General features: G+C 32.7%; 20 protein-coding genes. All 20 read right to left on the bottom strand.

What is annotated here, in order from left to right; genetic code table 11:
- Nucleotides 1–2: 2 nt before the first annotated feature.
- Nucleotides 3–1,445, bottom strand: a complete 1,443-nt coding sequence (locus tag H8K90_RS07135; protein ID WP_186845222.1) for a TolC family protein — start codon at nt 1,443–1,445, stop codon at nt 3–5.
- A gap of 53 nt (nt 1,446–1,498) precedes the next feature.
- On the bottom strand, nt 1,499–2,656 hold the full coding sequence (locus H8K90_RS07130; protein WP_186845221.1) for an efflux RND transporter periplasmic adaptor subunit: 1,158 nt from the start codon (nt 2,654–2,656) through the stop codon (nt 1,499–1,501).
- Between the two features lie 23 nt (nt 2,657–2,679).
- Entirely contained in the window at nt 2,680–3,939 is a 1,260-nt protein-coding gene (locus tag H8K90_RS07125; protein WP_186845220.1) for an ABC transporter permease, read from the bottom strand.
- A gap of 2 nt (nt 3,940–3,941) precedes the next feature.
- Nucleotides 3,942–5,186 carry an ABC transporter permease gene (locus H8K90_RS07120; RefSeq protein ID WP_186845219.1) on the bottom strand — a complete coding sequence of 415 codons (1,245 nt, stop codon included), beginning with the start codon at nt 5,184–5,186 and terminating at the stop codon, nt 3,942–3,944.
- On the bottom strand, nt 5,179–5,880 hold the full coding sequence (locus H8K90_RS07115; RefSeq protein WP_186845218.1) for an ABC transporter ATP-binding protein: 702 nt from the start codon (nt 5,878–5,880) through the stop codon (nt 5,179–5,181). The genes H8K90_RS07120 and H8K90_RS07115 overlap by 8 nt, the downstream gene beginning before the upstream one ends.
- Nucleotides 5,881–6,006: 126 nt before the next feature.
- Nucleotides 6,007–6,234: a hypothetical protein gene (locus H8K90_RS07110; protein ID WP_186845217.1), complete on the bottom strand. Its 228-nt coding sequence runs from the start codon at nt 6,232–6,234 to the stop codon at nt 6,007–6,009.
- A gap of 3 nt (nt 6,235–6,237) precedes the next feature.
- On the bottom strand, nt 6,238–6,786 hold the full coding sequence (locus H8K90_RS07105) for a DUF420 domain-containing protein (RefSeq protein ID WP_186845216.1): 549 nt from the start codon (nt 6,784–6,786) through the stop codon (nt 6,238–6,240).
- A gap of 45 nt (nt 6,787–6,831) precedes the next feature.
- Nucleotides 6,832–7,587 carry an SCO family protein gene (locus H8K90_RS07100; protein ID WP_186845215.1) on the bottom strand — a complete coding sequence of 252 codons (756 nt, stop codon included), beginning with the start codon at nt 7,585–7,587 and terminating at the stop codon, nt 6,832–6,834.
- On the bottom strand, nt 7,580–8,302 hold the full coding sequence (locus H8K90_RS07095; protein ID WP_186845214.1) for a hypothetical protein: 723 nt from the start codon (nt 8,300–8,302) through the stop codon (nt 7,580–7,582). Before H8K90_RS07095 ends, H8K90_RS07100 begins: the two co-directional genes overlap by 8 nt.
- A gap of 90 nt (nt 8,303–8,392) precedes the next feature.
- Nucleotides 8,393–8,842 carry a cytochrome C oxidase subunit IV family protein gene (locus H8K90_RS07090; protein ID WP_186845213.1) on the bottom strand — a complete coding sequence of 150 codons (450 nt, stop codon included), beginning with the start codon at nt 8,840–8,842 and terminating at the stop codon, nt 8,393–8,395.
- 21 nt (nt 8,843–8,863) lie between these two features.
- Nucleotides 8,864–9,865, bottom strand: a complete 1,002-nt coding sequence (locus H8K90_RS07085; protein WP_186845212.1) for a cytochrome c oxidase subunit 3 — start codon at nt 9,863–9,865, stop codon at nt 8,864–8,866.
- Nucleotides 9,866–9,901: 36 nt separating this feature from the next.
- A complete protein-coding gene (locus H8K90_RS07080) occupies nt 9,902–10,492 on the bottom strand; it encodes a cytochrome c oxidase subunit 3 (RefSeq protein WP_186845211.1) in 591 nt (196 codons plus the stop codon).
- Nucleotides 10,493–11,386 carry a heme o synthase gene (gene cyoE, locus H8K90_RS07075; RefSeq protein ID WP_186845210.1) on the bottom strand — a complete coding sequence of 298 codons (894 nt, stop codon included), beginning with the start codon at nt 11,384–11,386 and terminating at the stop codon, nt 10,493–10,495. It lies immediately after the preceding gene.
- A 144-nt stretch (nt 11,387–11,530) separates the two neighbouring features.
- Complete coding sequence (locus H8K90_RS07070; RefSeq protein WP_186845209.1) at nt 11,531–13,642, bottom strand: gliding motility protein RemB; 2,112 nt, start codon at nt 13,640–13,642, stop codon at nt 11,531–11,533.
- Nucleotides 13,643–13,766: 124 nt separating this feature from the next.
- The gene (locus tag H8K90_RS07065) at nt 13,767–14,564 is read right to left on the bottom strand and encodes an energy transducer TonB (RefSeq protein WP_186845208.1); all 798 of its coding nucleotides are present in this window, start codon (nt 14,562–14,564) and stop codon (nt 13,767–13,769) included.
- 113 nt (nt 14,565–14,677) lie between these two features.
- Complete coding sequence (locus tag H8K90_RS07060; protein WP_186845207.1) at nt 14,678–15,406, bottom strand: energy transducer TonB; 729 nt, start codon at nt 15,404–15,406, stop codon at nt 14,678–14,680.
- A 65-nt stretch (nt 15,407–15,471) separates the two neighbouring features.
- Nucleotides 15,472–15,834, bottom strand: a complete 363-nt coding sequence (locus H8K90_RS07055; RefSeq protein ID WP_186845206.1) for a VanZ family protein — start codon at nt 15,832–15,834, stop codon at nt 15,472–15,474.
- Complete coding sequence (gene gcvH / locus H8K90_RS07050; protein ID WP_186845205.1) at nt 15,827–16,207, bottom strand: glycine cleavage system protein GcvH; 381 nt, start codon at nt 16,205–16,207, stop codon at nt 15,827–15,829. The genes H8K90_RS07055 and gcvH overlap by 8 nt, the downstream gene beginning before the upstream one ends.
- A gap of 60 nt (nt 16,208–16,267) precedes the next feature.
- A complete protein-coding gene (sov, locus tag H8K90_RS07045) occupies nt 16,268–23,674 on the bottom strand; it encodes a T9SS outer membrane translocon Sov/SprA (RefSeq protein WP_456294440.1) in 7,407 nt (2,468 codons plus the stop codon).
- A 5-nt stretch (nt 23,675–23,679) separates the two neighbouring features.
- Nucleotides 23,680–24,261 carry a Holliday junction branch migration protein RuvA gene (gene ruvA, locus H8K90_RS07040; RefSeq protein WP_186845203.1) on the bottom strand — a complete coding sequence of 194 codons (582 nt, stop codon included), beginning with the start codon at nt 24,259–24,261 and terminating at the stop codon, nt 23,680–23,682.
- Nucleotides 24,262–24,305: the final 44 nt, after the last annotated feature.

Genomic DNA, 24,305 nt, shown 5'->3' with positions numbered 1-24,305 from the left:
AATTAAAATTTTAATTCAGTTGCCGGTATCCCGAAAAATAATTCAAGAACTTTTAACTTAAATATATAATCGTACTTGGTACGATTTAATTCAATCTTAGCATTATCATATCTTAATTTTGATTGGCTAAAATCAAAAGCATTGGTTAAACCTACATCGTAACGTTCTTTAGCATAATTATAAGCTAATTGCTGCGACTCTAAAGCCAATTCTGCTGCCTCGTAAGATTTTAGTGCTCCTTTTGCATCTACATAAGCCTGATAGACAGTTGACTCTAAATCTAATTCTGCTTGCTCCAGTTGAAATTTAGAACGTTCTAAGTTAATCTTATTTCTTTGAACATTACCTTTAATATTAAATCCATTTAAAATTGGAATATTTAAATTAAGACCATAACCTATACCATCATTTTGATATAATTGATCGGTAAATGAATCTGCACCTACTTCTACAGGAAATGTATTAGGAAACTCACCAATTACAGCTTGCCCAGTCCCTTCAACTGTACCAATTTGTTCTGTAATTGTTGGGTTATTTGGGTCTAATCGCTGAATAAAAGATGGTGTATTAGTGTATCTTGTGTTATATCCAAAAAAAGCAGATAAAGTTGGTAAATTTGCTCCTTTAGCAATTTTTAAATCCATTTCTGCTAATTCTACATTTTGCTGAGCTATCTTTATTTCTGATCTATTTTCTTTTGCAGATGCAATAATTTCTGAAATATCTCTACCTGCAACTCCATCATCAACAATATCATAGCCCTCATCTTCAATATCAAAATTCTCATAATCCTTAATTAGTAATAGTTGTGCTAAACTAATTAGCGAAATTTGGATGCTATTTTCTGCGTTAATTATAGATTGCTGCTCGCTTGCATCTGTAGCCTTTATTTCTAATAAATCACCTCTAGGTAATGAACCAGCATCTACTAATTCTTGTGTTCTTTTTATTTGTTCTTTAGTAACTTCGTTTTGCGATTTTAAAACTTCTAGATTGGCCTTATTAAGAATTACAGCCAAATAACCGTTAGCAACAAAAAGAGATATATCATCTTTCATTTTGTCCAAATTATATTGACTTGCTAATTTAGAAATCTTGGCACGTTGCAGTGATCTCACATTTCTTAAACCATCAAAAAGCGTATAACCAACATTTATATTACCACTAGCTGATAAAAATGTAGTGGTTTGCGCATTGTTAGTTACGGGGTTAAAACTTAAACCTGTATTTTCCGAAACACCTGCACCTGCACTTAAACTTGGAATAAAATTTCCTTTAGCAGTAAGCATTTCTATTTCTGCAGTCTCAATATTTAACTCGCTTTGCTTAATAGAAATATTATTTTCTAAAGCATACTGAACACATTCTTTAAGTGTCCATTTTTTATTTTGAGCTTGTGCAAAAACTCCAAAAAGAAGTAATGCTACTATGATTGATTTTTTCATGATGTCTATTTGTCTATATAAATCTTAAAGTGTTACAATAAATGTTAAAATTATTATTGTGCATATTTTGGAATACCCTGAATCTGGTTCCAAACCTTTATTTTATCGTCTTTTGTAATTCCGCTTTTTACTTCTACAAAGATACCATCGCTAATACCAAGTTCTATATCTTTTCTTTCGAATTTTTGGTCTCCAACCTCAACTTCGACAAATGGCTTTTTAGTTTCATCATCGTATTGAACTAGAGCTTCTTTTATAGCTAAAACCTTTTCAACTTTATCTAAAATAATAGATGCATTAGCACTAAGACCTGCTCTAATAAATGTTGAATCAATTTTTTTAAGCGATCCTTTAATTTCAAATTGAATTGCTCCATTTTCTGCTACACCTTTTGGAGCAATATAATCTAAAATTGCATCAAATTTTTGGTTTTCAATAGCACCTACAGTAATCTCTAATGGTAAACCTTCTTTAATTTTACCTACTTCGCTTTCATCAACTTTTCCTTCAAAAATCATCTGTTTAACATCTGCTAAGGATGCAATTGATGTTCCTTCGTTAAAATTATTAGCTTCAATAACTTGATTTCCTGCTTTTACAGGCACATCTAATACCATACCTGAAACCGTTGCTCTTACTTGCGTTTGTGCTATATTACCAAGTCCAGATGTTGTACCCGTTTTAATAATATCATAGTTTTGACGCGCTTGGTTTACACTAATTCTTGCTTGCTCAACCTGTTGCTTTGCTTGTAAATAAGTATTATTTACTTGATCGAATTCGTTTGCTGCAATAACACCTTTATCAAACAATTCCTTTTGACGATCATAGATTGTTTTTTGAGTTTTAAAATTAATCTCCGCAGTTTGTAAAGTCGTTCTGTTTGATGCTATATTATTTTTAGCATTGGTTAAATTAGATACATTTGGTATTACTTTAATCTGAGCAATTAAATCACCTTGTTTAACGTATTCGCCAGCTTCAATAAAAATCTCTTCAATAACACCAGAAATATTAGGCTTTATTAAAATTTCTTCTTTTGGAACAATGCTACCAGTCGCTACAGTTTTAACTATAATAGTTTCTTCTGTTGGTAACTCTGAAGTATAAGTAATGGGATTTTCTTGATTTTTTTGCCATAAATAATATAATGCTGCGCCAAAGACAACAACAATTAATATTAGTGCGATTACGGTTTTAGTTCTTTTCATGGTTATGTATGATTGATATAAATTTATTCTATTCTTAAAGCGTCAACAGGTTTCATTTTGGTAGCACTATTTGCAGGAATTAAACCTGCTAATACACCTGAAACAATTAATATAATTAAAGCGGTAAATACAACTTGCATACTTACACTTGGATTTGCAAAATTATCTACAGGACCAGCATTGTCTAAAATGGTATTCATTACCCAAATAACCAGTGCCGAAAAGGAAATACCAACCATACCAGATAGTATGGTTAAAATTAAACTCTCTTGCAAAATTTGAGATTTTATAGTCCATGGACTAGCACCTAAAGCACGTCTTACACCGATTTCTTTGGTTCGTTCTTTTACTACTATAAGCATTATATTACTTATACCTATTATCCCAGACATCAACACAAGCGCACCAACAAAATAACCTACAAGTGAAAGTATTGTAAAGAGACCATTTACACGCCCAAATTGTTCTGATAAATCGAAATGACCAATTGCACGTTCGTCTGTTGGATCTATTTTATGTCTTGATTTCATTAAATCAAAAACTTGCTGTTTTAAGGATGTTATAGTGACACCATCTACTGCAGTAATCGCCATCCAACCTACATTTTCACCTCTATTAAAGGCTTGCCCAAATGTTGTAAAAGGCATATAAATGGTACTAGCATCTTGCTCTCCATCTCCTTGACTATTACTCATTTTAAATGTACCAACTACCAAAAAGTTAACGCCATTAACTTTTATATATGTACCTAAAACTTCTTCATCTTTATCGTACATACCTTTAACAACTCCTGTACCAATAACACAGACTTTTCTTTTGGCTTCAATATCTGAATAACTGATAAATCTCCCCTGAAGAATATCCATAGGTTGTTGCTTAATATATTCTGGATAATCTCCATAAATTTCAAACGCACCAGTTTTAGTACCTCTAGTTACATTGTTTGCTCCTCTAAAGCCACCTAATTGATTTCTAGGAGACACATATTTTATATTGGGAATTTCGGACTTAATTGCGGCAACATCGCTTATTTTGTAATTAAATCGACGTCCTTTAGGTAATCCCTTGTACGGTTTTGACGTGCTTTGAGCCCACATAAACATAGAGTTAGTGGCAAAGTCACCAAAATCTGCAGTAACACCATTTTTTAACCCATTTGTTAGCGCCAATAGCAATACTAAAATTGTGATGCCCCAAAAGACACCAAATGCTGTTAAAAACGTTCTAAATTTATTAGCGTTTAAAGCTTCGAGTATCTCATCCCAACGGTCTTTACTAAACATAATTATTCGTCTCTAAGTGCTACAATTGGTTTAATCTTCGCTGCTCTGTATGCTGGAATAAATCCGGCTAATGCACCTGCTATTACTAATAAAAATACCGTCGTTATTGCTATATTGAAATCTACTTGTGGGTATTTTATAAAGTCACTCTCTATTTGCGGTCCTACGAGTTCTAATAACCCAAGCCCGAGAATTAACCCAAACAAACCTGCTAACATAGTTACAAAAACTGCTTCTTGTAAAATCATTCCAACGATAGACATTGGTAGTGCACCCAAAGCCTTTCTTATACCAATTTCTTTTGTACGCTCTTTTACTATAATAAGCATAATGTTGCCAACACCAACGATACCAGCGATAATGGTTCCAATACCTACAAACCAAAAAACCGCCTTTATAGTGGCAATTAATGAATAGATTTTTTGCGCTTCTTCAAGTGTATTATTCACTCTAACTGCACTGACATCATCTGGCGCGACTGTATGAATTTCTTTTATTTTCTTCTCTATACCAAGAGCAATAGCATTTGAGATGGCTACAGCTTCATCAAAATTATCTGCCATTTTTACGGTAAATGCCATATTTCTGATGTTCTCTCCTGCATTAAATACTTTTTGAGCTGTTGACACAGGAATATAAACTTGGCCTTCTTCACGGTCTCCACCTGGATCAAAAAAGACACCAATAACCTTAAAGTTCATTCCATATATCTGAATGTTTTTATTTATTGGATCTTTACCTTTAAAGAGGTCTGTTTTAATTTTGTTACCTATTACAGCTACTTTTTTGCTCTCGTTAATATCGGACTGACTAATAAAGCGCCCAGAACCCATATCTGCATTTTCAATAAATTGGTTATCTGGTAGTGTACCTCTAACACGATAATTTCCTGTTTCGTTATTGTATGTAACCATTCCTCCCCAAATAGCGTAATCTTTTGTGCGATATTCAAAGTAGTCATCGTATTCGTTTTCAACGGCATCGAAAGTTGAATTTTTGAGTTGAATATAGCGTCCCGGATTTAAGCCTTTATAACCTTTGGTTGTTACACCTGTCCATACTGAGACTCTATTGGTTGCATCTTGTTCAAACTGTGATTTTACACCATTGGCTATACCTTCACTAAAACCCAAAAGTATAACTAATATAAATATACCAGAAGCTACCGAGAGCCCTGTTAAAAAAGTACGCAGCCTGTTTTTACGTAAAGTTTCAAATATTTCTTGCCAACGTTCTATATCAAACATGCTCCGAAGCTCTAACTTGTTTTACAGTACTATCGTCTATAATTAATCCGTCTTTAAGATTAACTATACGCTTTGTCATATGTGCTATATCATCTTCGTGCGTTACAACTAGGATGGTTTTTCCCTCGTCATTAATTCCTTGAATAAGCTCCATAACTTCGTAAGAAGTTTTAGTATCTAAAGCACCTGTTGGCTCATCTGCCAGTAATACTTTAGGATCACTTGCTAATGCTCTAGCAATCGCGACACGCTGTTTTTGACCACCAGAAAGTTCGCTTGGTAAATGGTGAGACCATTCTGCCAAACCTACTTTTTCTAAATAATGCATCGCTCTTTCTGTACGTTCTTTCCTCTTTATGCCCTTGTAATACAATGGCATCGACACATTATCTAATGCGCTTTTATAATTGATTAGGTTGAAAGATTGAAAAATGAATCCGAGAAATTCATTTCTATATTTAGCTGCTATTTTTTCATTAAGATTTTTAATAGGAACATTATCAAGAATGTATTGTCCCTCGTCAGCCTCATCTAACATTCCTAAAATATTCAATAATGTAGATTTACCAGAACCTGAAGATCCCATAATAGATACGAGTTCTCCTTCTTTTACATCAAAGTTAATGCCCTTGAGTACGTGAAGCGAATTGCTTCCCATATGGTAAGATTTGTGTAAATCTTTTATTTGAATCATAATGCAGTTGGTTAACGAATGCAATTTTAACGAAATTCGAAGGTTTTTTATGCCAACAAATTGTTAATACCTTATAAACAGATACCATTAAGACTTTGTGATTAAGAAAATGTTACACCCTTGCGCTTATTTTTTTAAGCTTTTAGATTTACTGTATTTTAAATAGATAAAATATGCTATTGCTGCTACCAAAATGTATGGTATAGCCATTAAAAAAATAATACCATCATTAATACCTTCTGCGGCTGATTGGTCTTCACCACTTTCTAGAACAGCCCTACACATTGCACATTGTGCATTTATCTTTAGAATAAAGAAAAAAGAGAAGAAAAAAAAGACTGCTTTTTGTTTCATTAGTTAAACATAATAGGGAGAAATCATTAAATACACAACGACTCCTGTTACTGCAACATATAGCCATAATGGAAATGTGATTTTAGCAATTTTTTTATGGCGTTCTATACTATTGGTTATTGCTCTTACATAGGTAATCAGGACAAATGGAATAATAACAATAGATAATAAAATATGTGTTATTAAAATAAAGTAGTAGATATATTTAATAAATCCTTCTCCTCCAAATTTGGTAGAATCGCTTGTCATATGATATGCTATATACATAAGCAAGAACGCTAAGGATAATAGTATGGCAAACTTCATTAAACGCTCATGCAGTTTTCTGTTTTTATTTTTAATCGCCATTACAGCTATAACTAAAACTACTGCTGTTACACCGTTTACTGTAGCATATATTGGAGGCAAGAATGTTAATGGTTCTACATCGAAGCCTAAACTACGCAGGTTAACTCCAAATAAGGCTGCTACTGCAACCGGAATAATAATTGAAAGTGCAACAATCCACTTATTATATTTCTTTTCTTGTTCTAAATCTTTATTTGTATTCATAAGTTTTTACAATAAACCTTTTGACTTGTCTCTAGGCGATAAAATTTACTCTTGCAATAATTTAGTAATGTCTTCTTTTAAAATTGTTATTTCTTGCGAAATTCCATCTTCATCTACACCAACAGCTTCTGGTACTAATCCGTTATAAAAAATTAAAGGATTTCCGAAATCATCTTTTCGAGAACGAATAAAACCTTCTTTATCTATTAAGGCAAAATTCCCAGAATGTTCAAAACCACCTTCTACCGTTTCGTCTTTTGCTGTGTATAAATTAAAACCTTCGTTAGCTAATTTATAAATAGCTTCTTCATTACCTGTCATTAGGTGCCAATTAGGATTCGTAATTCCGTACTTCTCTGCATAGGCTTTCAATACTTCTGGAGTGTCAACCTCTGGAGTTATAGTAAATGAAGCCACCCCAAAATTTTCAAAACCTAGAAACTGGTTTTGTACTTCTACTAAATTACGATTCATAATTGGGCAAATGGTTGGGCAGGTTGTAAAAAAGAATTCTACTACATAAACTTTACCTAAGTAATCTTTGTTAGTAATTGTTTCACCTTCTTGGTTTGTAAAACTAAATGCTGGTACTTTTTTAGGTTTACCATTAATCTCTAGATACGCTAAATCACTTTTATTTGATTTTTCTATACTAGTTGTAGATACATCTTCACTTCTACTTCCATTTCTAGTAATATCGTCTTTATTGATACGATCAATTATTTTAGGAATAAAAATAATTCCAAAAACCAAAATAATAAATGCTATACCTACGTATGAATAGTTTGTTTTTTTACTCATTAGTTTGTTTTAAATCTTTTGTTCTTCTCGTATTTGAATCATCGAATTTGCCTTTGCGTTTTTGACGGTATTCTGTAAACAGAATTCGCATATCATCACTCATCATATTCTTAATTTCGGCAACTTGAATAGTATTATAAGAATAGACACTAAAAGTCGGTTTATTGGCTTCTATTTCCTTTTCATCTCTACCATCAATACGTCCTCGTTGGCTTAAGTCTTTATCAATAATAAAGACATTATCCGTTGATAAATCTTGTTTTAGGTTTTCTTGAGTTTTTAGACTATTGTAAAGCATTTTTATTTCACCTTCTGTACCGAACACATAATGCCAAAACTTTAAATCTTCATAAGTATTAATTTCTTTCTTAAGTTCTTTAACATCATCCTCTGTTCCTTCTGGCACCACAATTACTATCTGAAATTTTTTAAAGCCCTTAAATTTGTCATATACCAGTTCTTTTAAATTAGAAGCTGCTATGGCATTTTGCAATGGCGTTTTACCTAAAAATCCTAAAACCGTGATATGGTCTTTAAACACAATGCTGTCAGTACGGTCTGAATAAAAGTTATCAATATCAGCAACAGTAAGATTTACAACGTTTAAGGGTTCGTAGTTGTGCTTAGCAGGATATAACATAAGCAAAAAAGCAACTGGTAAAAAGAATAAAATACCTAGAACAATATTACGTTTTGTGTTGCTTGTTTTCTTCATATTGCAAAAATAAAAAAGGTGGTTTAGAAAAACCACCTTTTAATATCATTTAACACGTTTTACTTCTCTCAGAGAAAGTAATTTTTATGTTTAAAAATCTCTTTTGATTAATGGATGCTCACCTGTAAAGTATACATCAAATACATAACCACCTTCTTGTAAAAGAATGAATATTAAATAGCAGATTAAGAAAACTCCTGTCCAAACAACCATTTTTCTCATACTGCCTGTTTCATCTCTCATGTGCATAAAGTCCCAAGTAATGTAATATGCTTTTACAATTGTTAATACGATGAATATTAAATTTAATGGCTTCATATATACAATAGGTGAAAAAAGAATATTACCTAAAGTAGCTAAAAAACCACCTTCAAATGGATCCATCCATGTATGCATAAACATATCTGGTTTGTATATACCTAATACCACTTCTACTGCTGTTACAATAGTAAGGAATATTAGTACTCCCCAAATTTTACTTGTGTTAGACTTAAATTTTACTAAGCCTCTAAATATTTCTAATTTATGTTCGTGTGCCATAACTTATTCTTATAAAATCTTTTAAACTAGGTAGAAGAAAGTAAATACAAATACCCAAACTAAATCGACAAAGTGCCAGTATAAACCAACTTTTTCTACCATTTCGTAACTTCCTCTACGCTCATATGTTCCTAGAATAACATTAAAGAAAATAATAATGTTAATCACAACACCAGAAAATACGTGGAATCCGTGAAATCCTGTAATGAAGAAAAAGAAATCTGCAAAAAGTGTAGTACCATATTCATTTACATGAAGGTTGGCACCCTTTACAACTAATTTACCATTATCTTTTATTTGCTTTAATGATTCTGCTCTAGACAACACCGTCTTATGACCTTCATCATTAATTTCTTGAGTTCTTACTAAGATGTTATCATTCGCTGCTAAACCAGTGTATATTTCATTTACTGAATAAGGCGGCAAAGTCTCTTCAGTTACAAACCAAAGGCCGTTTTTACGCTCGTGCTGAACTCTATCTCCTGCCTGAACTGCCGCAAAGTCATCTATAGAAATTCGCTTAAATTTTTCTTCACCATCAACGGTTACGTACTCACCAAACTGTAGAATATTTCCTCCTTTAGTTTGTACAGCTCCATAATCTCCTTGAATAAATGTTGCCCATTCCCAAGCCTGAGACCCAACGAATATTGCTCCACCAATAATGGTTAAGAACATATACAAAGTTACTTTGGCTTTGTTCATATGATGACCAGCATCTACAGCTAGTACCATTGTTACAGACGACATAATAAGAATAAACGTCATAAATGCTACATAGATCATTGGCAGCTCCTGACCATGTAAAAATGGTACGTGAGTAAACACCTCATCTGCAATTGGCCATTCCTTTATAAACTTGAATCTTGAAAAACCATAGGCTGCCAAGAAGCCCGAAAATGTTAATGCATCCGATACGATGAAGAACCACATCATCATTTTTCCGTAACTTGCTCTTAAAGGCTTATTGCCTCCTCCCCAAGTTTTTCCTTCTGTACCAGTACTTTCTACTGTAGAATCCATAGAATTTATTTAAATTTTAAGATTGGACAAAAATAATCAAATTATATATCTAAAAAAATATAAAAACAAAAAGAGCACAAGCCAAAGTACATCTACAAAATGCCAGAAATTAACTGCGAGTTCAAAACCCAACATATTGTTGGAGTTATACTTTTGTTTAAAATGATTATAAATTACGACAACTATACATATTAACCCAGCAATAACGTGAGCTATGTGCACAATTGCTATTAAATAGATGAACGAAATTGTAACATTACTTGTTGGCCCAGTAAAATTATAACCAGCTTCAATAATCTGACCAAATCCTACAAATTGATTGTATACAAATGCAACACCTAACACTAAGGTTGCTAATAACCAGACCGTTACCATTTGCCTATTATTTTGTCTAAGTGCACGTTTTGCTAATATAAATGTGAAGCTACTTACTAAAATAACTACAACACTTATTATAAAAGCATTTGGCAATTGAAAATCGTTTAACCAATCTTCACGCTTTCTACTTACTATAAAGGCACTAATTAAACCTGCAAAGGACATAATTAATGAGCCAATACCAAACCAAAGCATCATCTTTTTAGATCTCGCTCTTTTCTCTTCTTGAGTTCCTTGTGTTAAATCCATTTATCTTAAAAATTTATCAGCCACATATATAATCTGCAACATTGTAATATAAAATACACTAGACAACATTAACTGTTTCGCAACTTTTACTGTTCGCACTTTAAATAATTTAAAGGCATAAAACAACATCACCATTCCTAGAACAAACACCAAAACGGCACCAATTATAGACAGTTTTAAATCACCTGTAAATCCGAATACAGGAATTATAGATGCAATAATTGTCCATACACTATACATAATAATCTGTACTGCAGTGCCTTTATCTGGCTTACCTGTAGGCAGCATAAAGAAGCCTCCTTTTTTGTAGTCTTCAAATAAAAACCAACCTATGGACCAAAAATGCGGAAACTGCCAAAAAAACTGAATTGCAAATAAAGTACCAGGTTCAATACCAAAACCATTACGAGCTGCCACCCAACCTAACATAAAAGGAATAGCACCTGGTAATGCTCCAACAAAAACCGATAATGATGTTTTAGTTTTTAATGGAGTGTAAACACTTGTGTATAAAAAAATAGATATCGCTCCCCACATTGCTGTTTTTGGGTTAATAACATATAGAGTAATTATACCTAAAATGGTAAAAGTCGTTGCGATGATAAATGCTGTATTTACAGTCATTCGACCAGCTGGTATAGGTCTATTTTTAGTGCGATCCATTAATGCATCTAAATCGCGCTCAATAATTTGATTATAAGCATTTGACGCTCCAACCATAAAATAGCCACCTAAAGCCAATAAAAAAAGTGTTGTAAAGCTTATGGTTTCTGCACCAAGAAGATATCCAGCAATAGAAGAAAACACCACACTAATGGATAAACCCATCTTAGTGATTTCTTTAAAATCAGTTACCACAGAAGCTGTTGATACCGAAGATTTTGTGCTACTCAAAAGGTGTTCTATTTAGTTCTATTCTTTGCGAGTGCAAAGATAGTTTGAAATTTAATGATGAGCAACGTAAATTATTAGTTTTATACAATACTATTATTGAACTTCTAACCTAATCAATTTAGAAAATTTGGAGGAGATTTCTATCTAAAAATCATTATACCAATTAAACAAATCTGTTCTTACACCAAAACTAAACCAAAGCGTATTAGATTTCATTGTTGTAGGTGTTATGGCTTCAGGATTAAAATCTCTATATATAATATTTGTAAAAACTTTTAGATTAGTAGCAGGATTTATTAAATAACCAGCTTGTAATTCTGTCATAAAACTATTGGTTTTGTTACCTTGACCTATTTTAATGCCTGTATCAGCCACTCTAAAGTCTTCATCCCCATATATATTACCACCATAATTAAAGCTATCTTCATCAGTATTAAAATCGAAACCACGTTGGCCAATTATAAATTTAGCATCCCCAAACCAGCGTTTGTAATTATATCTACCAATTAACACCAATTCTCTAAAATTTGCGCCCCAAAGATGGGCCATTGGTTGATTGTTATGCGCATAATTTAATACAACTGTATTATGAGCATAAGTATATGGCCTAACTTGATTATATTCGGCTTGAAGCAATAAATTATCTAGATTAAATGCGTTAAAATATTTTGCTCCTATCTGAAAACCTAACTTATTTTTCCAACTTTTCTCACCACCTGTAACATCACTAACAGAAAATTCATCAATTAAAAATTGACCATATAGATTAACTTTATTATTCCACTTATACTTACCAGATAAACCTAAGATAGCATTACCATTACCTTGACCCGTTTGAAACTCAATAGCTCTAAAAAATATAATAGGATTTAAATAGTTTAGATCAAAACCTCTATCATTAGAATTTTGCCACATTACAGATTCAAACAAACCTATATTTAAACGTTTAGAGACATTCCAGCTGAGATAGTGATTAGCCATATATTTTGTTCTAAAGGTTTTATCCTCAATTACATCTTCTCTAACATCTCTTAAAGACATCCAAGTACTCGTATATTTTATTTTCCAAAACTCAATATTTGTTTTAAAAAATGGATAAGGGCTCGCAACATCACTTTGAAACAACGAACGATAACCATCACCTATAAAATTTTTGCCATGACCAAATTGCACGTTAAAAAACTTTGAAGGTGTATAAGATAAGTAGGCTTCTGCAACAGGATAATCGTAAGAATCGTCTTTAAATCGTTTGGCAATACCACGACCAGGAATTAAAGCTGGATCTGGACCAAATGCCCTAATATTTTCTGCATATGTATTAAAGTAATCCGCAAAACGTCCTTGACTTTCGTAAATTGAAGTTGATAAATTAAAATGTTTTCCTAAACCAGCCTGAATAAAAATACCTCGAGTATTATTCCATGTAGAACTAAATTCTGCCTCACCATCCTTACCGACCTGTAAGTCTAGAATTGGATCTACGGTAAACCAATAATCCTTGCCTTGCACACTTACTAAATGCTCGTTGTATAACTTTCTACCTATCCAAGAATCCGTATCCTTAGCTAAGTTTTCCTTTTCTGCTTTTATATCGTAATATTTGGCAACATCACTATAAACAAATGGTTTTGCTGCAGTATGACTATTTGTACCTAGAGCATTCATTTCGTCATCAAATCGTGCATAGTACGAATGTGTAAATGGTATGTTTAACTCACTAGTATATTCTAATTTTTCGTAAGGTTTTATTTTAGCTTCAACAGTATCAAACTCATTTGATAAAGTAGTATTAAGATTCTCTTTACTATTTCTATCTGATTCTACCTTTACAATTTCGTCTTGCTGTCTTATAGGTTCAGTTAATGGTATTGCTATACTTATACTGTATTGCGCAAATGTTGGTTCACCATTATATGTAGCCGGTTTAATTTTTGGTAGCAAATCAAAAACACGTTTACTTTCTACTTTTAATTCTTCATAAATCGCATCAACATAAATTAGCTTAAACTCCCCTTCTTTATTAATTTCGAATAATATTTGAATATCTCCTCTATAAGATTCTTTATTCACTATTTCTGGCACATCAAAATTTTTGTAGATAAAATTATTTAAGGTGAAATTGAAGCATGATTTTAGTTGTTCTATAGCTTCAGATTCACATTCATTAAATACAGGTGGTTTTTCGTAAGTTATAGGAGTTTGAGTAAAACCTAATAGCGACATTGAGAGAATAGCAAAAAGCAAAATACGCTTCATAGAAGAAAATGGATTTAACGAGTGAAAGATACTTATTTTTTTAGTAACCCTAAACTGAAAATCGGATATTAAAAAACCGTTATTGAAGCAATAACGGTTTAGAGTTTTGTGAAGATTATTTCTATTAATCTCTAATATCAAAAATTATAGGAAGCGTATAAATTACACCTACAGGAACATTGCGTTGTAAACCAGGTTCCATTTTAGGTATTTTATTAATAACACGATTAGCTTCTTTTTCTAAAACATTGTGAGGACCTCTAATTTTTACATCAGTAACGTTACCATTTTTATCTATAGTAAATTGTGTATTGATTCTTTGTCTACCAGATAAACCATACTCAGAACCTAAATCGGTATTAAATCTTTTATTAATGAGTTTCGTAATTTTTTCTGACATACATTTTTTTCGTTTGTCATTAGTTTTGTGCCTTTCACATCCTGGATAAACTGGTACTTTTTCAATTTTTGAAAACGGCACAAAAATAAGATCATCTATTGGAGTTGCATCAACAATATCACCAGGATCGGCTATAGGATCATCAGATAAAGGGGTTGGATCTGTTACAACTAAATCTTCAGGTTCATTTTCAATATAATCATCCTCAACCTCTTTAACTTTTTCTGTTAATACGGTTTGTTTAACTGCTTTCTGCTTCTTTACCGTAACATCTGGCTCTACCCTAAACTTTTCTGCAACATCAATAGTTGCGAGTTCTGTAGATTCTACAGTGTCAAAAATAAGTTTCTTCTCTTGAAACTGCATTTCAAAAAGTGCATAAGTACCCAATAAACAAAGTATCAACCCTATTTGGAAATATAGGGTTGAGTTTTTTTGTAAATTTGCATCATGCTTTTGTGATTTCTTTACTTCAGTAGTGCTCTGACCAGCAATACCGAAGTCATTTTTAGAATTTTTCATAATACGTATTATTTAAATGTTAATATTATGATAAAGTCACAATAAGTATACCAAAAAGAAAATCCCGTCCAATTAATTTTGAACGGGATTTTTGATATTTAAAAAAGTGCTATCTAATCTTGCACTGAGAATACGATTGGAATAGAGAATGGCATCACTACCGCTTTACCTCTTTGTCTTCCTGGTTTCATTTTTGGTAATTGGCTAATTACACGTTTAGCTTCTTTTTCTAATCCTGGATGTGGCCCTCGAGCTAATACACTAGTTATATTACCAGATTTATCTACCTTAAACTGAACAAAGATTCTTTTCTTACCTGGAGGTAGACCTAAGTCACTAGCTAAATCTACATTAAACTTTTTGCTAATAAACTTGTTTACCTTATCATTCATACATTGTTTCTTAGCAGCATTTCCTTTTTTATTTTCACAACCAGGAAAAACGGCAACATTTTCAATAACGTTGAATGGTACTTCTATATCTTCTTCTACCTCTTCTACTTCTACATCCTCTACTTCCACAATTTCTGTTTCCATTTCTGTTTCTGTAGATTCAATAACCGTCTCTTCAACTTCTTCCTCATCTTCTACCACTTCAATAACTTCTGGAGCTGCAGGTGGTGGTGGAGGTGGTGGTGGAGGTGTAACAATTTGTTCTGTAATTGGCACTTCTTCTTCTAATTCATCATCTAAATTAAGAGAGTCTAATGCTATATCTTTATCGTCGTAAGACTTGTAGTTTATAGACATGTATGTAATGGCAAGCATTAGTGCAAGACCAACTGCAAAGTATATTGAACTGTTGCGACTTACATCCGATTTCAGATTCTTTTTAGGTTCCATAATATTGTGTTTATTATAACATTGCTAATTTAACTAAATAATAGTAAAAAAAACAAGGCTTTGTGTTATTTTAACTTATAGATGTTAATTTTTATTGCAATTAATGTGCCAAGGATTACTCCTAAACAGTTTGCTATTAGATCATAACTATCGTAGGTTCTGTTAGGATTTAATTGATGCTGCATCAATTCTAAAGCCGCACCAAATATAATAGTACAGCTAAAAACAATTAATGTTGCGTGTTTTTTGGGATGTGGCTTAAAGTAAGTTACCCATAAAAACGCTAATAACAAATATGCCAACAAGTGATATATTTTATCATCAAAAGAAGACCCTAAACTAGGTACACTTTTTAAGTTGATTAGACTAACAACAGTCAGCCAAATTGTATAAATTATTGCAACTGGTAAAAGTATTTTTTTAACCACTAATAAGTGCTTTGTAATCTTCTGCCGATAACAAATTGTCTATTTGAGAAGCATCAGAAAATTTTAATTTTATCATCCAACCTTCACCATAAGGATCTGAATTTACTTTTTCTGGTTCGTCTTCTAAACCTTCATTAAATTCAATTATTTCACCAGACAATGGTAAAAATAAATCTGAGACTGTTTTTACAGCCTCAACTGTACCAAAAACTTCTTCAATATCTAAAGTTTCATCTAATGTATCTACTTCGACATAGACAATATCACCAAGTTCACCTTGTGCAAAATCTGTAATGCCTACTGTAGCAAGATCACCTTCTATCTTAATCCACTCGTGGTCTTTAGTGTACTTTAATTCTGATGGTATATTCATCTTTATTGTTATAATATATTAATGAAACAAATGTAATTTTTTAATTGCTTTCATTCAAAATTAATTACCAAAATTATAACGCAGTGTAATTCCTGATCTTAAAGACGTTTGTGGGAAGGAGGTAGAAATCGCAAAATCAGAAAACGTATAATCGAAATAGAATATAGCTGATAGATTTTTGCTAAATGCGTAATTAGCTGTGTATTTTAATCCCCAAATGGTCTGCCCAGCCGTAATTTGATTGTTTTCTAAATCTAAATATCTAATAATGGTTTTATTATCTCTAACCGAAATATCTGCTTGCATATCTAAATCACTCACAATAACTTGCTTCGCACCTGCCAATTTAGAACGAATTCTTAAATCTTTAATTCTGTAACCTAAACCTAGCGTATAAACTTTACCTTGAATCTCAGTCATTAAATTATTATCAAAACTAAGCGATAAGGTTCTGTCTGTTTTAACTTCTGCTAAGACTTTTACTGAATTTTTCATTTCAAAGTCTAAACGAATTAATGGACTAAATTGCTCCTCTAAGTTAATATTACTATAAAGTGTTTCATTTTTAAAATTACCTGCCTGGTCTACTGCATCTTCATTTGCTGGTGCATCAGCAGCAAAATCATAATCTGGAGCTTCATAGTCTAAATTAGTTCTAAACTGATTTATAGTATAACGTGCTCTATATCCATGCTGAATAGAAAAACGTCTAAAATTTTTCTTAAACCATGGGATTTTCATTAAGCCGGTATATTTCAATGTCCAATTTGGAATTGGCACATCTCTAAATGCACCTGTACTAACTTTGTCTGGATTAGAACCTTGATATGCAGATAAAAACGCTGGCAAAAGAACACGTTGACTGTTTTTACCAAATCCTAAAGGATAACCTTCAGCATCTAAATTTGCAGGATCATTAATATTAATTCCAGCTTTTCTAGCTAGTCTATTCGCTATAATTAGTCTGTTTTCTCTAAAATCATCAAAGGTTGCAGACTGATTTTCGTCACTTTTACTAAATGCCGTTTTAATCATTGCCGTTGATATATTAAAGTTTCCAAACGTATTAGGCGTTAACGAAATATATTCTTGATCTTCTACCCTAAAGTTTTCTGAGAAATTTTCTGCATAGGTTCTATTACCTTGTAGGTCAATTTTTAAATCACGCATTGGCTCAACATTAACTGAGTAATCGAGCGTCTTATTTTGTGTTTCTGTATATTGTTGATTAAAATCCTGAAAATCTGTTAAATACCCTTTGTTAGCAACCAAGTCTCTAATATCTCTTTGGCTTCCAAAGGTATAACCAAGGGTCGGTCTAAATGTGCCTACAAAACCTGGAGTTGGTAAATAACCTGGCAAGTATGTACCATTGTTTTCAGTATAACCAAATTGAACACGTTTTACCATAGTAATAACATCAATTAATGTATTGTATGCTTTTTTACCAGTACTAAGTTTATTAGGATCTTTGGCTTGTTGTTCTTTATCTGTAGCAGATACATCTGTTTTAGTATTACGACTTCTTACGGTTGATGTTCTATTTCTTCCTCGAGAATTACCCTTCCTTACCAAACCTAAAGTTTTGTAAAAGGTCTCCATATTTAGGGTTGTATTTATATTATGCGTATTTGAATTTTGAATAGAATGACCTAAATCGTAAGCAACACCATCTATCTCTAATCCTTCATTTAAATCTGAGCCTTTTTGCCACTGAAAAGCACCATTGTAAGCGTAAGTTGTTCTTAAGAAACTTAGGGCTGGTATTTTATATAAAGGCAACTCGTAATTAACCTGAAGCTGTTGCGTTTGGTAATTTGGATCACCAAAATCAAAGAAGCCATCCCAAACATTGAGTTCTGGATCTTGTCTGCCATTAATACGGTCATCAATAAAATAATTACGTACAATATTAGTATTGGCAGCTGTAAAGTTTAAACTCAAAGCATCCGTTAAGTTATAATTTATTGCATATTGAAAATCGAATGTATAGTTTCTTCTAAATAATTCTTCTATACCTATATTTTCACCTCCTAATTCTACTTCTCTAAATTTTTGCTTGCTAAATTGTCGATTAATATCTGTATTAACTGAAAAACTTGATGGCAATAAATTAAGATTGAAATCTTTTAATATTTTCCAATTTTTACCTGTAAATAAGGAATCGTTCTTTTTAAAAGGCTCAATTCGTAATGGCTCAAAAGCATGACTATAATTAACACCAGCTCTTACATTTTGATCGAGTGATTTCTCGATTTCAAAATCTCGATGCTCAACTTTATTGTAAGAATAATTAAAGGTTAAATTCTCAACATCGTAAAAACGTGGTTTTGCATCACCAGTTCTTTGCTTTCGGACTCCAATAAAATTAATACTCTTTCTCTTTGTATAATTTTCATTTACCCTTAAAATAGAATCTTGATCTGTTGTATTATCTAATTGGGTTTGTAATTCAATATCCCTATAATATTCATCGTATTGTGGAGTAATAGTTTCTTCACTCTGTGAATAGTTAAATGGAATTTGCACTCCCCATTTTTTTGGTAAAAGCTGACCTAATTGCACATTAGTAACGACGTCGTATTGCTTTACATCTTCTCTACTTCGTTCATTTGGTCCTTGCTCAATGCCGCCAAAACCTACTGTACTTCTTCTTCCTGTTGCACTGATACTTGCAAAATCTGCAATGTTAGTATCCATACTCAATATCGCTGCCCAACCTCCTTCATTATCTAAATCGGACATACGTAATTCATTAAACCAAACTTCACCACATGAATTTGTACTTGTAGAACCAGAGTTTTTAAGACCTACCATAAGTACTCTTATGTCTCCGTAATTTGGATTTCCTTTTATAGCTACACGTTGTTGACCAGTAGGTAAAGGTGAAAATTCTGAAACAGGATTCTCATTGAGTTCACCACCTATGACATCATAGAATGTTGGATCGTCATTAGACAATGATTGGTCAAAAATACCTTTAGATTTTATTTGCTGAAAAACCTCTAATGGAATATTTATCTCATTAACCTCGGGCCAAATACGCTCTTCAAGACTACCTTCAGCCAAATCTGATGGCAACAATGGCACTTCTATTTGATAGAAGTTTTGTGTTAAATCATTACCCATTCTTATAAAAGCAATCAACTCTCCTTCCGCAAGAGATTGCCCTTCTTGTGGTTCTGCATGTAAAAACATACGTAAGTTTTTATACTGACGCATATCTACACTAATATTTTTAAATACACCACGAGAATCTTCAGGTTCTAATTCACAGGCTTGTAATACTAAAGATTGTTCGTTCTGTCTAACAACTGTATTGTTATTATTTAATTCTTCTCGTCTTACACCTGGTGGAATTACATAATCTCCATCATTTTCTTGCACTCCAATTATACCTACGTTAAACTCTGCATCTGCACTATTATTTGTAGGATCATTATCTAAATCTAGTGTATAACGTCTCCAATCACTACGCACTAAATCTAAGGTTGCAAAACGTAAAATCGTATTTTCTGTAAACTCTCTCAAGTATAATCGTGCAAAGCGAATAGACCTAATATCCGTAATGCCACCTATGGCGCTTGTAGGCTCATTTATTGGTAATCTATATTGATACCATGTAACATCTCTTTGGTCACCGTTTGGCAGTGTTACTGTTCTTACTTTTACATCATTAATTTGAGGGTTATTGATATTTAAGTTAGATGGATTCATATCAACTTCATATTCATAATAACTATCAATAGTATTCATTGTATTATCTCTATTGATATCCTCCACATCTGGTTGTGTTGTAGAACCTCTATTGGTATCGGTAAATACATCAGGTGTATTTCCATCTACACCATTATAATTTTTATAACGCTCTGGAATATTACCATCTGTATTTAAATAGTATCTGTAATTATCCTTAGAAGGATCTTCACCAAATTGGGCGCCAAATTGTGCAAGTTCTTCTGCATCGTCATATCCATCAAAACCAACATCTTGATTTGCACGTTCTGCTCCAGTAGTTCCAAACGTATATATTAATGATTGATTTTGAGGAACAACACCACCAAACGCAGTTGGATTTAATGTTGAAATATCACCATCTTCTGGTAAGCCGTTTTCATATTGCTTTTTACCATCTTTCAGTATATCTTCAGAAATATTACCTAAGTTTAATAATAACTTTCCGCCTTGGCTCGTTGGATTATCTAAAAATGGATCTTGTACCCAAAATTCTATATACTCAACATTGGCTTGCTCAAAATCGGTAGAAGTAATTTGCCTTGTGATACCTGCCCAAGTTTCATTTGGGTTTAAGGCTGCTCCGTTAGCCGCATTAGGATCGAAATTATAAGGTCCACGCTCTGTTGGGTAATATGATAAATCTAGTGTATTAATAACTGATGTTTGTCCTTGTACAACATCTACCTGAGGGAAAATCTCTTCAATAAATACACGTCTGGTATATAAATTTGAAACATCGTCGTCTGTAATACCATTTGGACGCTGATTACTAAAAAATATAGGGTCAATGGTGTACCAGTTTAAAAATGCTCTGCCATAACCATTTTCTATACCAGGATCTTCATTTCCAGGAATTGTAGCTGGTAAATCTTTAGGACGACTAGACAACGTCCAAGACAATGGACTCAATAAGTCTATTGCCCCTTGCGTGCCTTCAAAATCATCTATATACGCTGTGGCTTCCCCGTCAAAATCGGCGCCTTTTGGTGCTCCGGGCAATAGATAAGCAAATTCACCTCTCACTGAAAGGTTAGATGGAACATCTGTATCTATATTCGGTAATTTATTAGCCAAACGTGTTAAAAATGGCACTTCAGTTGAATAGTTACCATTAAAACCAAAAATGGTATTATTAATAGGCTCGGAATTATAATTTGCTTTCTGAGTTATTGGTCGTTCATTTAAGTTTAATAAGGTAGCACCTAAGACAAAATTTTCATTGAATTGGTGCTCTATATTTATACCAGTAAAACGCTTAGTTTGTTGTCCAAAAACCGCATTATTCTCTACTGAAACATTAATTGGAGTATTAGATGCTTTTAATGCTTCATCCAAAATCTCTACACGACCTATTTGGTAATTAACCTGATAATCAATACCCTCAACAAGCACGCGTCCTCCAGCAGTAACTTTTACAGAACCTCTAGGCACATTAAATGCTCCAAGAGGTATACCTCCACCAGAACCACTACTTTTAAAACGTCCTTTAATTTGAAATTTATTCTTTTTTACCTCATCTAAAGCTTGTGTTTTTGTTGATTTATATAGTAAATCGTAAACATACTTTTCTTGGTTAGGGTTGGTATAAATATCTTGCTCGTAATCGGTAGCATTGTTACCTGGGTTACCATCATCATCTAACACATCGAATAAATACCGACCAAAAGGCTCCGCTTTAGTAAATATAATTTTTCCATTTTGAGATAGTACAGTCATTCCTTCTACATAATCAAAGAAACCATCTCCACCCTCTTGTGGATCATTATTAAAATTCAATTTATCTAAATGAAATAAGCGTATTAAGGTAGTTTCATTTATTTCAGTATCATCTGCAGTATTTGCAGGTGTGTTATTATCAAAAGGCGGAAAAGTAGTACCTTCTACTGGTCTAATAAAATTAACTGGTGATGCTTCGGTATAAAAAATGTTTAACTTAAAGTCTTCTTGACTCAACTGATAAGCACCAGTGTCATAAATATTCTTCATCATTAAATCCCAAATTGGTTGCTCTACAGATGTCACTGCACTTTTCAACATTTTTAAGACTAAACTTTGAGGAGTACCGGTTGAAAGAACAAAACTATCATTTATTCCATCAACATTAGTGTCTTGACCATTATCAATAGTGCCATCACCATCTACATCAGCATCTGTTTGGTCATTAATACCGTCACCATCAGTATCTGTACCATTATCATCAGTTCCGTCACCATCTACATCCACATCTGCAATATCTGGAATACCATCCAAATCTTCATCTGAAAGGGTTGATGATGAATTAACACCATCATTTGCAAATTCTCCAACTTGATAAACTTCGCCTCCAAGTGTATATTGAAACGCAACCGCTAAAACCTCATCATTAAGTAATCTTTGATTAAGCGAAATATATCCTAACTCTGAGTTTAAAACATATTCTTGACCTTCAGTTAATTTTCTTGCTGCTTCAAGTTTCCCATAATCAAAACCTTCATTTACAGGAACATTAATTCCGGTCTCAACTATGGTAACATCTCTAACGGCTTCAGTTAAAAGAGATCCTGGACCGCCTATATTAGTAGGATCAAAATCATTATTTTCATTATTTGGAAGTGCTCCTGGATTATTTACAAAGCCTGCTGGTAAAGGGTTTAATCCAATATTCTCAGCTTCGGACTCACCTAAATCCTGAAATGCTACAATATTTCTAACATTTTCGGTTTGGTTATTTCTATTAGTTACCCAAACTTCTACTCTGGTAATTTGTAGCCCTCTATTATCTATATATGGATATTGTAATAAGGCTTTATCATAATTATCCCTAAAATATTGCGCTAGATAGAAGTGTCTATTTTCATCATAGTCTCTTGCAAAAAACTCAAATTCCTCTAATGTACCACCACCTTGTGCAACAACAGATTTAGACTGTGATTGCTGCTCAGAAAACACAGCAGTAACTCTAGTTTTACCAAATTGTAATTCTGTTTTAACACCAAATAAACTTTGTGCACCAGTAATTAACGAACTATTTAATGGCATATTAACGTTACCAACTTCAATCTTACGTATAATATCGTCCTCAGTTGGTGTGTACTCTAACTTAACAAGTTGTTGAAAATCTAATGACGCTTCTGTGTCGTAATTCGCGGTTACTTGAAGTCTTGTACCTACTTTTCCTAATAGACTTAAACCAATTCTTTGATCAAAATCAAAGGTGAAATTAGTTCTGTTTCTTGGAGAAAACGTAGGGTTATCTTGTTTAGAGAATAAAACACCTAAGTCAACATCTACCGAACCTTGAGGGACTACATTTATGGTATTACCTCCAAATATAGTTTCAAACAATCCTGAATTGACATAAAACTCTGGTAACAAATTTTTCTGATCCTCTTCTGTTCCTTCTTTTTTTCCGGAAGCAGCATCAGCCATTCTCTTATAATATTCTTTTAATTGTTCCTCCAACACGAGTTTACGAAACTCTTTTGGTGTTAAAATTAAGGGGTAATTGATATTAAAATTTCCTATTTTTTCTGTATAGATATAACGATCTAAAATAGGATCGTAAGTATATTTTGAAACAATGCTATTGGGATTTGGCATATTTAGCTTACCAAAGGCAAATGTTGTTTTTGTAGAGTCTTGCGCTTGCTCTGTTTCTTGCGCACCAACAGTAGCACTCATTAGCATCATAAAAGCCAATAAGTATAAAAAACTAAAGGAGTTGAGTTGCGTATTGTTAGTTATATTCAATTGCATTATAAGTTTTTTAGAGCTTCTTTAATAATTTGCTCTACAAGGGCATCTGGTTGTGTTTTCAAAATTCTATCAACCACTTTTTCTGATTGTTTTTTGTTAAAACCTAAAACATCTAAAGCAGATAACGCCTCATCTTTGTGTGTATTGTTTGGTATTAAAGAAAGTTCGTCAATACCATAGACTTTTAACACTTTATCTTTTAAATCTATAATGACTCTTTGTGCTGTTTTTGCACCAATTCCCTTTACACTTTGTATTAAAGCCACATCACCACTAGCTATACCTTCTTTTACTTGTTCTGGTGTTAAAGAAGATAACATGGTACGTGCTGTATTAGCACCAATACCACTAACAGATATTAATAATTTGAATATTTCGCGTTCAGCTTTTGAAGAAAACCCATAAAGGCTATGTGAATCTTCTCTTACTTGAAGATACGTATATAGTTTCAAGTTTTCTCTGTCTGGAATTTGCGAAAACGTATGAAGTGAAATATTAATAAAGTATCCTACACCATTGCAATCTATAACAACATCCGTCGGATTTTTTTCTACAAGTTTGCCCTCTAAGTGTGTAATCATTTATTACTATAGGTTAATGTTTCAAATGTAATAAAATTATTTTC

This window comes from Winogradskyella echinorum, assembly GCF_014297365.1.
GTDB lineage: Bacteria > Bacteroidota > Bacteroidia > Flavobacteriales > Flavobacteriaceae > Winogradskyella > Winogradskyella echinorum.
This window is presented reverse-complemented; position numbering and strand designations above follow the sequence as displayed.